Here is a 14,992-nt window from a genome sequence, read left to right on the forward strand (position 1 = left end):
AAAAGGTCTTCCCAAAAGGAGGACCTTTTTTAATGGCATTTTTGAATAGAGGTTTTGGTTCAAATTCATGGTTAAGTGTTTTTGTTGTTTTGATTTAGGGAAAAGAAAAAGTCCAGGAAGCAGATGCCGCCTGGACTTTTTTGTGTACTAATCTACTTAACTCTACATTCAGAAATTACAATCCGAATCCGTAGTAAGCTTTTGTTCCATTTGGATAAACACCTTCGATAAGTACTCCACCAGATTTAGAGCTGAGTACTTTCTCAAGATCCTCGGGAGATTCGATCTTATTTCTGTCGATGCTCGTGATAATGAAACCTTCTTTGATTCCTATGTTCTTGAACTTGCCTTCACCGAGACTCTCGATTTTTGCCCCTCCAGAAATGTTGAGTTTACCTTTGAGGTCTGCAGATACTTCAGAAAATGAAGCTCCCAGCTTCTCGATTTCGTAAGCTTCAGCTTTTTCAACAATGGCAGTAGTTCCTGAGCTGTTTCTCAATGTGAGATCGAGATCCTTGGTTTTTCCATCTCTCCAAACGGTGACATTCACTTTGTCTCCTGGACGATACTTACTAACTTGCTCTTGAAGCGAAGGAACAGAATTCACATTTCTTTCATTGACAGAAAGAATGATGTCTCCTTCTTCGATTCCCGCAAGAGCCGCAGCGCCATCTGCCATGAGACCGTTCACATATACTCCGCGAATGGCATTGAGTCCAGATTCTTCGGCAACTTCTTCATTCACCTCGCTAATTTTTACACCGATATAGCCGCGCTGAACATTTCCATATTCGATAATGTCGTTGGCGACTTTCTTAACGATGCTCGAAGGAATGGCGAAAGAGTAGCCAGAGTACGAGCCCGTTCTGGAGGCGATGGCTGTGTTTATTCCGATCAACTCTCCTCTGGTGTTGACAAGTGCTCCACCGCTGTTGCCTGGATTCACTGCTGCGTCCGTTTGTATGAATGACTCAATCGGGAAAACCTCTTCATTTTGATCGTAGCGCAAGAGATTGATATTTCTCGCTTTTGCGCTCACAATTCCAGCGGTAACAGTAGATGTCAACTCAAAAGGATTACCGACTGCCAATACCCATTCGCCAACTTTAACGTTGTCGGAAGTTCCAAACGCAATGGTTGGTAGGTTGGCTTCGTCAATTTTTAGAACTGCCAAATCTGTGGCCGGATCGTGACCTACCAAGGTGGCATCGTAAGATCTGTTGTTGTTCAAAATTACCTTGATGCGGTCAGCACCGTCAATTACGTGGTTGTTGGTAGTGATGTAACCGTCCTCGGAAATAATCACTCCTGAGCCAGAACCTCGCTGAACGTGTGGTTCGCTGCTTCCACGGCTTTGTCCAAAAAATTCTGCCCATGGATTATAAACGTTTTGAACTTCCTGTTCTGTTTTTACGTGAACCACAGCATTAACCGATCTTTCGGCTGCCATCACAAAATCATCCGAACTTCCTTCTGGAGGAGTTACATTAGGCATGTTTACATATTTCACTTGCTGTGAAGTGAATGGCGATTGTTGTAGTGTTGTAGTTTCAGGCTCGAGGTAGAGCTTGTAAGTACCCAGGGCGACAAATCCACCCAGGGTTGCAATTAGAAATGCACTGAGAAATCGTTTCATTTTTTATCTCGTTTTATTTAGTCCTTTAATTCAGTTTGTCGATGTGCGACTTTCAAATTTAACGCCAGAGATTCCCGATTTGATCAGTTGGCGTTCTTAATAATTGTTAAGCATTCGCCTGACTGGCCTACAATGACGATAAATCGAAAGATAGCTGGCAATACTGTCAAAAGTTCAAGTGCAGGTTGAAATGTTTGCAGTGATCAATGTAATTTTGACACATGACCAAAGCCATAGACCTGGTACTTTTGCCATCCGAAAACTTGAAACAGGAACTGCTGGAAATAAATGATCGTCTTGAAAAAGACGGTATTGATTTTCGATCGGGTTGTCTGCCGCATCTCACCCTGGCGATGGCAGCCGTGGATCAGGAACTACTGCCAGAATTGTGGGAAAAAATGTCAGCTCTTTTCACGGGTATAAAACTGAAACAGAACGGAGTGGTAAGTCTGCATCACCGACAGAAAGCGCTCTGCCACCTGAAGTTTGAGCGCAGTGACGAGTTGATGAAGCTGCACGAGCAGTCAGTTTCCACCATGCGGGATTTTCAAAAGAAGGCACCGGAAGAGAGTATGTTTTACAAAGGTCGGGCAGGTGAGGGCACGGTGAATTATGCGCGTTCTTTTCTGGCTGAACATACTGGAATCAACTTCGATCCGCACATTACGCTTGGATATGGCGAGTCGGAGTATCAGATGAAGCAAGAGGTTTATTCATTCGACAAACTGGCTCTGTGCCATCTGGGAGACCACAACACTTGCAGGGAAATTCTTTTTGAGCTCGATCTGGAGAGATAACTTTCTCGCCAAGCCGCATAAGGTGCAATGTTTGCCGCTATGTTTTTGAAACATTAAGAAATTAAGGGGTTTCATTAAGGTTAATTAAGCGTCCTTAATGCACCTTAAAACCTGAACTCTCTTCATGTTTTCTCTTTACGCTGTCGTAAAGCCTTTTTGGCAGTAAACTTCCAAATCGGTCAACCATATCCAGGGATGGTCAAAAACTCGTAATTCGTAATTGATCATCCATAATTCATCCTTGCGCCTCAGACTTCAAGCCATTAATGACCTGCTCCAACTCGCCCGCCTGAGCAACTCCGGACTTTCTCCATTTCACTTCTCCATTCATGAAAATCATGAGAGTGGGAATACTTCTCACCTGATACTTTACCGCCAGCTGCTGATTCTTCTCCGTGTCAATTTTCACAATCTTCACGTCATCGCCCAATTTCGATTTGAGCTCTTTTAAAATTGGAGCCTGCATTTTGCAAGGCTGGCACCAATCAGCGTAAAAGTCGATAAGTACGGGTTTGTCACCTTTGATTATTTCTGAAAAATTAGATTTCATTTTGTTTGATTTTAATTTGCAGCACCTATAGTTACTTCATTTTTGATGAGGTCGGCAATTTCCGACTGAATGCTCTTTGCTTTGTCTTTGGCATACCACTTTTGAAGATCCTTCACAAATTCCGAATACTCAGGTTTGGGCTCTGACTGTGCTTTATAGTTCTTCACTTTTTGCTGCAAAACCTCTGGACGAGGTCCCCAGGTGAAAAGCAATTCGTCCTCGTTACTCACACAAATCAGTTTCGGAATTGATTTTCCTCCATTGGTCAAAAACATGTCCATAAGCTCAGGATGATCGTCCCGTAAAACGAGTTTCAAATTGATTTTGTCCGAAGCTTCTGCCATTGCATTTATAACAGGCAGGCTCTGAGCGGCATCGCCACACCACGCTTCGGTGATCAAAATCCAGGTGAGTGGCTCATCGATCGAATCTAAAATGTCTTGAGTCTCATCGTAAATTTTGACATTCCTCCCGATGCGATCCATGCGGTGCTTATTCAATTTGCTGTATTCGAGCAGCACATCCGATTGAACCGCGCCAGTCGTTTTTTCTTCGTTGTGAAGTTTGTCAATTAGCTGGCAATATTCGGAGTAAGACAATGCCGACTCGTAACCGGCCTCAATCAATTTATCTAGTGCATTCATATTCGTGCAAAGTTCTTTAATTCTGTTGCAAAGTTCCGTGATTTAAGTCACACTCGAATCCCGAATTCGTTATGGAAATGTCAACGGGAACTCGGCTGTTTCTTTTGATTAAACAAATTTGATAGTTCGTAAGTTTGCCTGCAATGATCAAAATCAATTTTGGATAATGGAAAAGACCGGTAACATTCGCAAGATGCGCACCTCACTCGAAGACGAAGTGCAATACAGACTGCCACTTTACGATGTGCTAGAGGAAGATGAGGTTGTGGAAATGAACGAATTGATCGGCAAGGAAATCAGTTTACGTTTCCAGGGGCAGATCAACTGTGTGGTTACCGGTAAGAAGATCAAGAAGACGTTTGGAGAAGGGATGTCGTGGGAAGCTTTCAAGACCGCTCCTCAGGCAGCTGAAAGCATTATCCATCCTGAGCTCAGTCGTATCCACGAAGGGATAGCGCTAAGAGACAAGGAGTGGGAGGAGAAACATCACAACCAACCGCATGTGGTTTATCTCTCGCTTACCGGAGGAGTGAAAGTGGGAGTTACCCGCGAGACGAATATTCCCTACCGCTGGATCGACCAGGGAGCTGTGGAAGCGCTGTTGCTTGCGGAGGTTCCGTACCGACAATTGGCTGGATTGATAGAAGTGGAGATGAAACAACACATTGCCGACAAAACCAACTGGCGGCAGATGCTGACCAACAAATTCACCAATGAAATGTCATTGACGGAAACTAAGGAGCACTTGCTGGATTTCATGCCCGAAGAGTACCACGATTTTGTGGTGATGGAAGACGAGATCACCGAAATAAAGTATCCGGTTTTAGAGTATCCCAAAAAGGTGAAATCGGTAAAGCTCGACAAGGTGCCGGTAATCGAACAAAGACTCATCGGAATCAAAGGCCAGTACCTTATTTTTGGAGACAACACCGTGATCAACATGCGATCGCATGCGGGGTATAAGGTGACGGTGGAGGTTTAGAGTTGTTTGGGTTAGTTTCTTTCCTTCTAGATCCTTCTACAACAATAAACCTACTCACTTTTCCCGGTGCACAGAATTAAGCCATTAATACTTAGATAGGGTGGTTCTCGATAAGTAAAATATGGCTTAACTGAAAGAGCTTCTACTTGTAGACTCAAGTCATGTAGTTTTTGCATCCGATCAACTATACCTCCCGCATAGATCCAGAGCTCGTTAAAACAACCTGTTTTTAATGAGTCACTAGTTACGATGGTTAACACATAAGAATAACTGTAATTTTCAGGTAGTTGAGAAGTACGGAACTTTAAGTCGTTTGCAATTGAGTCTATTTCGTTATTGTTTAGTACACGATAATTACACGATGAGGGTTGGTCAAGAAAGATGCGAATAGGCCCATTATTTTCGAATACCAGATCTTGACAGAAAAGACCAAAAGGCAGCAGAAATGCTAAAAATAATAGGGATAGTGATTTACTTTCCATTGCTCTACTTTTTCACTTTATCTTAAAAGAAACTGCATTTCAAGTGCGAGAGTATTGCAATCATCCTCTTTGATAGATTTACTAACATCAGAAATGTCAACACGATTCGAATTTTCTCTGATACGCGATAGATTCTTTTCGCCATAGGTTTCCTCAAGGGTTCTGTGGATCACAGCAATATCGTCTGATGAGTAACCTTTATGTTTAGCTAAGATAAAATCTCTGATTATTTGTGCTCTTCTCCACCCAATCATGGGGTCAATTTCATGTTCCCAAATACAGCTATTTACTAACACCAATACTAGGCCATCTTGATCCATAAAGAATTCAGTGAAGTCGATAATTCTCGATTTTGCCTCTTCAGAAAGTACACTTGATAAATATTCAAACTCAATCGTCAATGGTCCATGGGCATTGCTTCTTTGACACATTGACTGTGAAGTAAATAAGAATGAAAACATTAATATGATCAAAGCATGTTTTGGAAAAAGCCTCTTTCTTCTGTCCTTCACGTTGTTTTTCCTCATCTCTGCTTTTCGTTGATTGTGTTCTTTCTGTATCATCAATTTATTTACTTCGAAGTGTAATATTTTGAGCCTACCTCAAATAATCTTCGCTTACTAAATCTACCAATTACCAAAATACCTAACCACCTACTCATCCTTTCTCCTTTGTCTTGCTGGGCTTTCGCCCATTCCCCAGAGTTGGAGCATTTCTTCAACTGAATAGTCGTATTCTTTTTCAACGCGCTGACCCACTGGCTGCAGCAATGACATTTCGTGATTTCGCGGGTTTTTGATGTCTTGAGAAATCGGGTAGGCGTTCATTTCATCTGCAGGGTAGGGATTGAGAAGTGATGTGATTTCATTTAACGCAGCTTCGGGATCGAGCCAGAGGTTTTCGTCTTCCGGTTTTAAAATCACCGGACTGCGGTGGTGTCCGACCTTTTGCAAAACCCGATTGGCAGTGGTTGTGATGATTGAGAATCCATTGGAGATCTCACCGGTTTCTTTGTCTACCCACTGATCGTAGAGGCCGGCAAAGGCAAATGGCCGTTGGTTGTTTTTCAGGTAAACCACATAAGGCTTGCTCAACTTTTCTTTTTCTGGTCCTTCGATGAAAGCATCAGCAACCACCAGGCAGCGTTGCGAGCGAATAGGCTTTCGGAAAGCCGGTTTTTTGATGATACCCTTTGCCCCGGAAAATTGGGGATCGTTCTCTTTGTTGAGGTCGCCCTCACTGCGAGCGTTAAAGAGATACATTCTTTTTTTAGCCCAAAAAGGAGTGAGGCCAAAATTGAAAAACTGACCCGTTTTGGGCTCTTCCTGGGTAATTACCAGTCCGGTTTGTCCAGGTCCCAGGTTAGGGTTGGGCACGTGTTTCTTTGGCTCCGGGATAGTGATCTTGAACCGCTTTTCGATGCTTTCAACTTTGCTGATGGTAACGTATCGCCCGCACATTTGAAAATCGCTTTTAGTGAGTGATGAAAGGTAAAGAAAAATGGTGGGTGGAGAAGGGGCTGATTGCGCTACAGGTACTGAATTTTCTGTGTGTTGTTTTCCAGTCTTGCAAGCTTGAATAGGTTTCTAAGTTATAAAGTTCGAGATTTTATTGTTGAAGATTCATTTGCTCGTAAACCCTATATTTGCTCCTCTTTTATACCTTTATTAAACTTACCATGACTAGAATTTTAAATTGTAGAAAACTCCTATTTGCCTCGTTTTTCACTTTGTTCTCACAAATCGTTGTCGCACAATTAACAACTAACAGTGATGTCACGCCTGAGCAAGCGGTAGACATCCTCACGGGCAATGGCGTTGTAATCTCCAATTTGGAATTCAGTGGAGGTTCTGAGCAAATTGGTTCCTTCAATTGTGAAGACTGTGGACTAGGGCTGGAAGATGGTTTAGTGCTTGTAACAGGTGATGTAAGTCTTGTTGAAGGTCCAAATGACTCAGCCAATGAAACAGTCGGGGGAGTATATTTGGAAGCTTCTGATACGGACCTCGAGTTACTAGAAAACTCTGAGTTACATGATGCCGCTGTCCTTGAATTTGATTTTGTAGCTACCAGCGATTCCATAAGTTTTGAATTTGTCTTTGGATCTGAAGAATATCCCGAGTATGTAAATTCAATCAATGATGTGTTTGGTTTTTTTCTGAGTGGACCAGGAATTGAAGGACCTTTTTCCAATGACGGTATTAACATAGCTCTGATTCCTGGTACCGATACCCCAGTGTCTATATCAACCGTCAATAATGGAGAGGATGGAACTACAGGGCCTTGCGTGAACTGTGAGTTCTATATTAATAACGGACCTGATTCACCTTCATCAAACAGTATCCAATTTGACGGTTTTACAACTGTAATGGAGGCTGATGCAGGAGGTCTTCAGTGTGGCGAAACTTATCATATAAAATTGGCAATCGCTGATAATTACGATGCCGCATATGATTCTGGGATATTCTTGAAGGGGAATAGCCTTAGTTCTGGAATTCCTGACCTGACGAACATTACTGACCCTCTTGAGAATTCTACCTTGATTGAAGGCTGCAGCTATATCAATTTTCCAGTCTACAATAATGAAACTAATCAGAACGATACAATCTTTATCAGCACTGGAGGCACATCAGTGAACGGAATAGACTACTCAGGAATCCTTGATTTTGTAGTCCTTGATGCTTCCACCTGTGTGGATGTTGTGACGATCGAGCCCCTAGATGATATGGTCTCTGAAGAAACTGAGACTCTCTTCATTCAAGTCTGGAATGAAGATTCGACAGGAGGAGTAGACACTCTTTTCAATGCAGAATTCAATATTCTTGACTATGTCCCGCCATCCTTCGTTCTCGAAGAGTCTGTGAGTTTTTGCTCTGAGGGTGACGTTGAGTTGACCCCCACAATTACCTCAGGAATTGGTGTGTATGACTTTCAGTGGAGTAATGGAGATACTTCACTTTCTACTATCGTCAGTCCTTTACAGGAAATGGATTTTGTTTTTTCAATGATGGATCAGTGTGGAGGACAAGAGACCAGTTCAGTAACAGTGACACCGATTAATATAGAAACGTTTCTGACACAGGAAGCGAATACTTTGACTTCAATAGAGAGCGATGCCGATTACCAATGGCTCGACTGCAATAATTCAATGCAGCCTATTGAGGGGGAAACCAATCAGTCTTTCGTAGCCACAGAGAACGGTAGTTATGCCGTCACCATCACACTGGATGGATGCACTGTGGTTTCGGAGTGTTATGATATTTCAGGTGTTGTTGTAGATGAGATTAGAGAGCAGACTTCTTCCAAAATCTACCCCAATCCAACCACTGGTGATATCACCTTGGAATGCGGTACCCAAATAAAGGATTACCTACTAGTTGATTTTACCGGACGAGTAATACATAAAGGGCAGGTGAAATTTGGAAAAAGCCACTTAAATCTGGTTCTGCCTGAATCTCCGGGTGTTTATTGCCTCAGAGTGAACTCAGGCGATGGATCATACGAAGTGCATAGAATAGTGAAGAAATAGACTGATTTCAATTTGAATTAGTCCGATTGGATGGAAGGCCAAAAATCAATCAACTACAACTATTGTTATTACCCTTCGGTTAAACTTTTTTCATTATGACGTTTATATGGATAAAGGAGAGTTAGTTTTGAAAAGACCATTCACTCACATGTATTATGAAAGCCCGAAACATGTTCAGGTTTTTCCTATGGGTCAATTGACTTTGTTTTTTTATTCATGTACAAGGTAGTAGGTCCTGAAAAGACTTACTGGATTAAAATACCACCTAAATCTTTTAAAGAGAGGTTGAACCTCTCATTAGCAATTCAAAGGATTAGAGAAAAAATAGATAAGCTTGTAGAAGTAAATGAAAGGTGAAAAATAAATTCCCCCCGAGTCTGGAGGTAAACTATTCACAGAACTCATATTCCACCAGGGAAGGTTCTTTCGCTAAAGATTAAAAGCCTTCTGCTCCGAAGTTGGAAAGAAAGAGAAGAAAATCTTCCGTATTGAGTAGCTCATCAGAGTTAAAGTCTATTTCGCAATCTCCTTCGCACCCATATTCTGCTAAAAAGAGAACGAGGTCTGCAGCATCTATAATCCCATTTTCATCTATGTCGCCATAATTTGTTGAGCCCTCATCGAAACCCGGTGGAGCTGAATTTTGGAAGATCAGTTCATCTCCGTTTCCCCAAATGCCATTGCCATTGTCTGAGAAAACTACAAAGGCAGTATCACCCACACAACAACCGTATGCTCCTTCGCAGACATTCGCGTATACCAATCCCACATTGTTGCCAGACGAAATGGGGTCGAAACAAAACTGCAGCGAAGAGGTCATGCTCCAATCCAAATTTTCACTCGTCCATGCTATTTCATATGTATCGAAACCTGTTGAGTTTGAATTGATCCATGCGTTGAATGAAATTTCACATCCCATAGCGTCTCCATTGACATCTCCTATTTCAAACTCCCACTCAAACTGCGGAAAAACTACCAATGCGAATGGTTCAGATGTAGTTGTATCGTCAGTGAAAGTATAGGTGACCTGCAACCTTAAATTGAGCGTGTCAGCCATAGGTTGAGAATTTTCAGAGATCAGGTTTAATTGGCAATCTGCGTCAACTTCCGTCCACTCATCACTAACTTGCTTTTGCCAGCTAAAGTGGTAGTTATCATCAGTTCCATCACAGTACTCCGTTATTAGAAGCCCATTTCCAGAGCAGCTGTAATAGATTTCATTAAACTCCAGGTCCAGTGTGTTTTGGGTAAAAGCAGACAATGAAAATAGAAAGGCAAGGCAGATTAGAATACTTTTCTTCATAACAGTTAGTTTTTTTGGCCCCTTAAGTGAAAGAGTTTGGTGAGTTTGATAAAGTGTTGACCGACAAGTTAATCAAAAATTACCTCTGCCGGTTACTTCGACCTTGCTTTCTTCGGGCAAAAAGTATCCTCCAACTAGTCCATTACCCCATGGCTCGTAGATTTCAAAGTAGATAGTATCGTCTTGGTTGTCGAGTAGAAAAAGAAACCTGTTAGAATCGGTCGGCAAACGTCTTCTGTTTACATAATAATCGTAATTGAGATCAGTTTCAATTTGAATGGTTTTATTACAGAGCTTTTTGCGGTTGTAATCCATGAGATATTCCGAAGTGTCTGTGAAAATAAGTTGAGTAGAATCAGCCCGACAAAAATTTATTGTGCTCGTGAACTTTTCATTTCTCAGCATCGCCTCGAGAATCATCTTTGGCTCATGGTCGCTATTAAGTGGAGCCAGAGCGGGGAAACTCAGAAGAGACAGTAGGACCAGAGATTGGAACTTAGGTTACTTCATTAGCAATGAAAGATAATGAAAATTGGTGGGTGGGGATAGTGGGCTACCGAAACCAGAATGCCAAAAACATAGTCAGCAAAACTATCAGTGAAACCTGGTTAACTAAAGTGTGCCGCGTTCTGTTTCGCTTTTTGAAGAGCAGCAATAGGTTGATGAGAATAAGAAATGAGGCTGCAATAAAAATTCCGACCTGGAGATAAACCAATAACATTATTCCCATTCCATCGGGCTGGCCGTACACATCAATTTCGGTGGTTTGAATTGCATATTCAGAACAAAAAAGAGCAGTCAGTAAGACAATGGTGAGCGCAGAAGTAATCCAGTTGAAGGGTTTCATTCTGTTTTCGTTTGGACGGCAGATTTCAACTGAGCGAGTTTTTTCAATGTTTCTTGTCCTTCTTCCTCCAGCTTCACCAGCTTGTCATTCACTTCATCGCCTTCGCCATCGATGTAAGTGATGATGGTTGATTTTCCTTGGCTTTCTACCGAAAGAAGTTTGTGATGCGGAATGGCGAAGGCAGGACCCATTTCATTTTTGAGGTATTGGTATAGGTAGTAGATGAGAACAGGCAGGCCAATAAGAATGACCATGTTGTAAACCCCAAAAAAGACATTGTAAATCACGAAAGCCGCAGCAACAATTGAAATAACCACAAGGTAAATCGTGTGCTTAAAATATCTTCTCATGTCACGCGAGTGAGAACGTTGCGTCTTTGTAGAGAGCCGGGCAATTTCAGTCCAATTGCCGGTATTCGTGAGGTAGACAGACTCACCGTCCACATTTACATAGCCGAATTCATATTTGTAGCAAGCCTTCAAGTGACTATCGTTAATTTGAGAGGCAAGGTAGGGTTCATCTGATTTATTTAATAACGTTACTTAGCTCGAAAAGAGGGAGGTACATGGATATTAAAATCACTCCAACAAATAGCGCAATGAATATGATGAGAGCCGGTTCGAGAAGCGACCCAACGATTGATGATTGATGCTCTACCTCACTGTTGAATTGTTCTGAGAGTTCTTCGAAGATCTTGTCAAGTTGATTTACTTCTTCTCCTACACGGATGAGTGAAACCATTCGTTTTTCAAAAATTGAGAACTCAGATAGCCCGGCATGCAGTGATTTCCCTTGTTCAACTTCTGTTGTGATTTGTGTGAGTGCAACTTCAATTGGGTAGAAATTTATCATATCCCGTGAAAGCTGCAGGCTCGAGGTTATTGGGTTACCTGAGCTGACTAGAAGATACATGCTCTGGCAAAATCTAGCCAAATAAATTTTTCTTACAAGTTTTCCAAAGAATGGGAATTTTAGCTGCGCACTGGCCACAAATCTTCTCATCCAAACTTTGTTTTTTTGAGTGATCATCAATACAGCCATGGCAATGGCAAAAATTACGAAGAATCCCAAGTAGAATGAAAAAGATTGAGAAATGGAGATGATCCATTTTGTGATTGTGGGCAATTCAGTATCAAATCTTTTAAAGATATCTGAGAATAACGGAACCACGTTGTTGAGCATGAAATAAATCACTGCAACACTGACAAAAATTACGAACATTGGGTAGGCAAGTACTCTCATCAATTGGCGCTTCAATGTGATCCGTTTGTCAAAATATTCCGTCAGGTAGTCGAATGTATAGACCAGCCTACCGCTTTCTTCACCAATTCGCACGCTTTCCACTTCGTAAACCCCAAAGCCATCATTCTCTTTTAATACATCCGAGATGGATTGGCCGGCAACGACATCTTTTTGTATCCCGAGGACCAGGTCTTTATCTTTCTTCGACTTGAATTCCTCCGCTACCATTTCTAGTGCAGCTCTGAGATCCAGTCCCGACTTGATAAGAAGGGCCAGGTCGGAATACAACCGTTTCTTCTTCTTATCTCCAAATCGCGATAGATTTATTGAAATATCACGATCAAGGATACTTGTTTTTTCCTTTCTGCGGACCTTGCTCCCAGTCTTGGCTTTCTTCCGATATTCCTTGAGGTTTACTGACAATGGTCGTTAGTGATTGATGATTTTTTCAGGATCATATTCCTTGTAAAAGGAGAAAGTTGTCGGTTGATCTGAAGATGGATCTAATATAATACGAATAGATTGATCTCCGTAGTCGTGGTCTATTAGATTGACTGATGCGTTTCTGTTGATGATTGTATCTGGAACAGTAGCATTCCGGACTATTACATTGTCGCTGAACGAGTATGTGACCACATTGTAATTATGAGAAATCAATAGTCGTTCTGTAGAAAATTGTATTCTGTCTGCAGCGTCAATATCCGAGTACAACATCATGTGTAGACGACTGATCTCAGACTGTTCATTTAGCGCGGAAGAAAATCTAATCATGCGAGAGTTCAGTAGAGACCATGTGTAATAAGCAAAAGAGATCAATATCGCAGTGATAAATAGTGCGAAGGTTAACTCCAGGATAGAAAATGCTCTTAACTTCATTACTTCGAAATAATTTCTCGGATTAAACTGCATTGATTTCCATCTTTTGTAAGGACTTCAATCTCAATCACACTCAAGGTGGTTTTAAGATCATTTTCGTAGGGATAGATTCTTGTGCTGATCTGGAGATTTTCATTTATCATTTCTTCTTCTTCTTCAAAATTTCCAGACTGCTTTATGTCTGCAAGCTTGCTGATAGCAAGCTGAAAACAGTTTTGATCAGAATTTATTCCTATTACGGGATATAGGTTTATGTAAATAATAAGACTGGTTGAAAGGGTAATTAAGACAATGGCCATGGCGACTGTTGTCTCAAGAAGTGTTGCGGCCTTAACCTGATTATTCAACATAATCGGCAATTTTTAAAGAACCAAGGCTTCCAATTGTGCCCACAAATTGACCGGGCAGTTGCCCACTATCAACCGTGGCATTCAGAAGATGATCTTCATAAGTGGAAGAAGGAGTTTCAAGTAGAAAATGGTTTGCAATAACTGACCCAAAAATCGTCCCTTTCAACTCTACATAGCTATCGGATATCACTTCCCCTACAATTTTGGCCCGATCTATTTTTAGGGAAGATCTCTTATTTTCTGAAAGTAGAACTGCTGTACCACGTATCTCGCTCTGAGGCGAGAAGTGAACCTCCGTTCTGAGTTCTTTGTCTTCGTTAATAAGACTAACAGATGAAGGATATTCCAAAATTGCCCTTTCCTGTATTTCAATCATTTCTGAGGCGACTACATGAACTTTTCCCATAAAATTACTGCCAATGTAAACCCGTGGTGCAATCAAAAGGGTGTGCTCGAGAGAAGCGTCTGGATTGACATAAATTGCAGTTTGCGATAGTACTGCTATAGAACCGGAAATAGAGGAATAAATACTTATGCTATCGTTTGATGCAAGTATGATTGGGTTGGTAGCAAAAGAATTTTGAAGAGAATCCTTAATGTAGCTTGAAAAATCACTGTATTCGAATTTTTCCATTGAGGTACCGCTAATGAATCCTTTCAGATGCGACAGATTCTCATCCATTTTAAACTCTGAGTCGATAATCTGGCCCTGAACAAGACGGTTTCCAACGAAGTTTTGCCCTTCAATATATCCTCTTTCCACTCGGCTATTTGGCACATAAACATCACCCACAATTTTTGTTCTTCCGCTTAATGTGAGAGGATCATAGCTCCTTGACCTTAAGGCTATTGCAAATGAATTATCGTTTTGTCTTCCTGCAATTGCGCTCTTGATATGAGAGCGGTTGTTTTGCGAAGCTCTCGCTGACAGAATAAAAAAAGTACCCCATGGATATTTTTTCAGTTTGACTGAGTCTGCACCTTCCTGAAAAAGGTCAATCCATTCTTCGAAATAAGGAGACTCTTGAGCCGAGAGGAATTTTAAACCAGATCTGGAGTTTTGGACCAGCTCCACTTCGGTTTGATAAAGATCCTGTTCAACTCTGAAGAGGTAGGTTGAATAAATTAAAGCCGTAAGCAGTATGCCGCTTAATAATAAGATTACCAAAGCGTAGAAGAGAGAGTTTGCTTTGAACTTCAGATTTAAGATACTTCTCAAGGAATGCTGTCTTTAGTCGTTGTCGAGTCAGTTTTTTCTTTAAAGAGAGCTTTTTTCCAAAGTGGCTTTTCGTTGGGCTCCGAGTCTTCTATTTCTTCTTCTCCTTTATCGTAGGTGGTTGTATGCTTCAAAGTGTCATTAATAAGTTTGAATTGATCTCCGTGAAGAACACCGTCTTTGAAATTCTTCTTTTCTGAAATGTTTCCGTCATCATTGAAGATCAGGTAAGTACCATCCAGGAGTCCGTCATCCCAATGTGTTAACTTTAATAGGGTTCCCTCTCCATCCCACTTTTTCCATTCACCATCTTTTAGCCCTTTAGAAAAGTAACCTGACTTTATCAGGTTGCCGTCAGTGTCGAAAACCTGGTATTTTCCATGTAGAAGCCCCCCTGAGAATCCACCCTGGGTCGACTTAATAAGCCCTGCATCCTGCCAGTAGTATGTGAGTTTGGGATCAGCTGAGACTTTAGGGTTCTCTTTGAAATATTGAACCTCAACACGTTCGTCTTTGCGTACTAATGTCCTTGACATCA

Annotated in this window: 17 protein-coding genes; 3 read left to right on the forward strand and 14 right to left on the reverse strand. The window is 41.5% G+C overall.

Annotation, left to right across the window (positions count from 1 at the left end; translation table 11 throughout):
• Nucleotides 1-175: 175 nt before the first annotated feature.
• The gene (locus ABHV44_RS09990; RefSeq protein ID WP_459074542.1) at nucleotides 176-1,636 is read right to left on the reverse strand and encodes a Do family serine endopeptidase; all 1,461 of its coding nucleotides are present in this window, start codon (nucleotides 1,634-1,636) and stop codon (nucleotides 176-178) included.
• Between the two features lie 221 nt (nucleotides 1,637-1,857).
• Here ABHV44_RS09990 and ABHV44_RS09995 point away from each other — a divergent pair, with 221 nt between their 5' ends.
• Nucleotides 1,858-2,433: a hypothetical protein gene (locus ABHV44_RS09995; protein ID WP_459074543.1), complete on the forward strand. Its 576-nt coding sequence runs from the start codon at nucleotides 1,858-1,860 to the stop codon at nucleotides 2,431-2,433.
• Nucleotides 2,434-2,668: 235 nt separating this feature from the next.
• Here the strand turns inward: ABHV44_RS09995 and trxA are convergent, their stop codons facing one another.
• Nucleotides 2,669-2,983, reverse strand: coding sequence for a thioredoxin (trxA, locus tag ABHV44_RS10000; protein ID WP_459074544.1), 315 nt, complete (start codon nucleotides 2,981-2,983; stop codon nucleotides 2,669-2,671).
• A gap of 11 nt (nucleotides 2,984-2,994) precedes the next feature.
• Complete coding sequence (locus tag ABHV44_RS10005; protein ID WP_459074545.1) at nucleotides 2,995-3,627, reverse strand: thioredoxin family protein; 633 nt, start codon at nucleotides 3,625-3,627, stop codon at nucleotides 2,995-2,997.
• A 166-nt stretch (nucleotides 3,628-3,793) separates the two neighbouring features.
• Between ABHV44_RS10005 and ABHV44_RS10010 the strand changes: the two genes are divergently transcribed.
• Nucleotides 3,794-4,609 carry a DUF2797 domain-containing protein gene (locus ABHV44_RS10010; protein ID WP_459074546.1) on the forward strand — a complete coding sequence of 272 codons (816 nt, stop codon included), beginning with the start codon at nucleotides 3,794-3,796 and terminating at the stop codon, nucleotides 4,607-4,609.
• A 499-nt stretch (nucleotides 4,610-5,108) separates the two neighbouring features.
• Here the strand turns inward: ABHV44_RS10010 and ABHV44_RS10015 are convergent, their stop codons facing one another.
• Nucleotides 5,109-5,654, reverse strand: coding sequence for a hypothetical protein (locus tag ABHV44_RS10015; protein WP_459074547.1), 546 nt, complete (start codon nucleotides 5,652-5,654; stop codon nucleotides 5,109-5,111).
• A gap of 90 nt (nucleotides 5,655-5,744) precedes the next feature.
• Entirely contained in the window at nucleotides 5,745-6,551 is an 807-nt protein-coding gene (locus ABHV44_RS10020) for an SOS response-associated peptidase (RefSeq protein WP_459074548.1), read from the reverse strand.
• Nucleotides 6,552-6,769: 218 nt separating this feature from the next.
• Here ABHV44_RS10020 and ABHV44_RS10025 point away from each other — a divergent pair, with 218 nt between their 5' ends.
• Nucleotides 6,770-8,620 (forward strand): choice-of-anchor L domain-containing protein, encoded by a 1,851-nt coding sequence (locus tag ABHV44_RS10025; RefSeq protein ID WP_459074549.1) that lies wholly within the window; start codon nucleotides 6,770-6,772, stop codon nucleotides 8,618-8,620.
• 436 nt (nucleotides 8,621-9,056) lie between these two features.
• On the opposite strand, the gene ABHV44_RS10030 is transcribed toward ABHV44_RS10025, so the two are convergent.
• The 9 genes from ABHV44_RS10030 to ABHV44_RS10070 form a co-directional block, all read right to left on the reverse strand.
• Nucleotides 9,057-9,923, reverse strand: coding sequence for a hypothetical protein (locus ABHV44_RS10030; RefSeq protein ID WP_459074550.1), 867 nt, complete (start codon nucleotides 9,921-9,923; stop codon nucleotides 9,057-9,059).
• Nucleotides 9,924-9,995: 72 nt separating this feature from the next.
• On the reverse strand, nucleotides 9,996-10,328 hold the full coding sequence (locus ABHV44_RS10035) for a hypothetical protein (protein ID WP_459074551.1): 333 nt from the start codon (nucleotides 10,326-10,328) through the stop codon (nucleotides 9,996-9,998).
• Nucleotides 10,329-10,476: 148 nt separating this feature from the next.
• Nucleotides 10,477-10,770, reverse strand: coding sequence for a hypothetical protein (locus ABHV44_RS10040; RefSeq protein WP_459074552.1), 294 nt, complete (start codon nucleotides 10,768-10,770; stop codon nucleotides 10,477-10,479).
• Nucleotides 10,767-11,252, reverse strand: coding sequence for a hypothetical protein (locus tag ABHV44_RS10045; protein ID WP_459074553.1), 486 nt, complete (start codon nucleotides 11,250-11,252; stop codon nucleotides 10,767-10,769). The genes ABHV44_RS10040 and ABHV44_RS10045 overlap by 4 nt, the downstream gene beginning before the upstream one ends.
• A 43-nt stretch (nucleotides 11,253-11,295) precedes the next feature.
• Nucleotides 11,296-12,435 (reverse strand): type II secretion system F family protein, encoded by a 1,140-nt coding sequence (locus ABHV44_RS10050; protein ID WP_459074554.1) that lies wholly within the window; start codon nucleotides 12,433-12,435, stop codon nucleotides 11,296-11,298.
• 6 nt (nucleotides 12,436-12,441) lie between these two features.
• Nucleotides 12,442-12,783 carry a hypothetical protein gene (locus ABHV44_RS10055; protein WP_459074555.1) on the reverse strand — a complete coding sequence of 114 codons (342 nt, stop codon included), beginning with the start codon at nucleotides 12,781-12,783 and terminating at the stop codon, nucleotides 12,442-12,444.
• A 104-nt stretch (nucleotides 12,784-12,887) separates the two neighbouring features.
• Complete coding sequence (locus ABHV44_RS10060; protein WP_459074556.1) at nucleotides 12,888-13,238, reverse strand: hypothetical protein; 351 nt, start codon at nucleotides 13,236-13,238, stop codon at nucleotides 12,888-12,890.
• On the reverse strand, nucleotides 13,228-14,031 hold the full coding sequence (locus tag ABHV44_RS10065) for a hypothetical protein (RefSeq protein ID WP_459074557.1): 804 nt from the start codon (nucleotides 14,029-14,031) through the stop codon (nucleotides 13,228-13,230). The genes ABHV44_RS10060 and ABHV44_RS10065 overlap by 11 nt, the downstream gene beginning before the upstream one ends.
• 422 nt (nucleotides 14,032-14,453) lie before the next feature.
• Nucleotides 14,454-14,990, reverse strand: a complete 537-nt coding sequence (locus ABHV44_RS10070; RefSeq protein ID WP_459074558.1) for a toxin-antitoxin system YwqK family antitoxin — start codon at nucleotides 14,988-14,990, stop codon at nucleotides 14,454-14,456.
• Between the last annotated feature and the right edge of the window lie 2 nt (nucleotides 14,991-14,992).

It is taken from the genome of Halocola ammonii (genome assembly GCF_049334165.1).
Taxonomy (GTDB): Bacteria; Bacteroidota; Bacteroidia; order Flavobacteriales_D; family Sanyastnellaceae; genus JBEGHD01.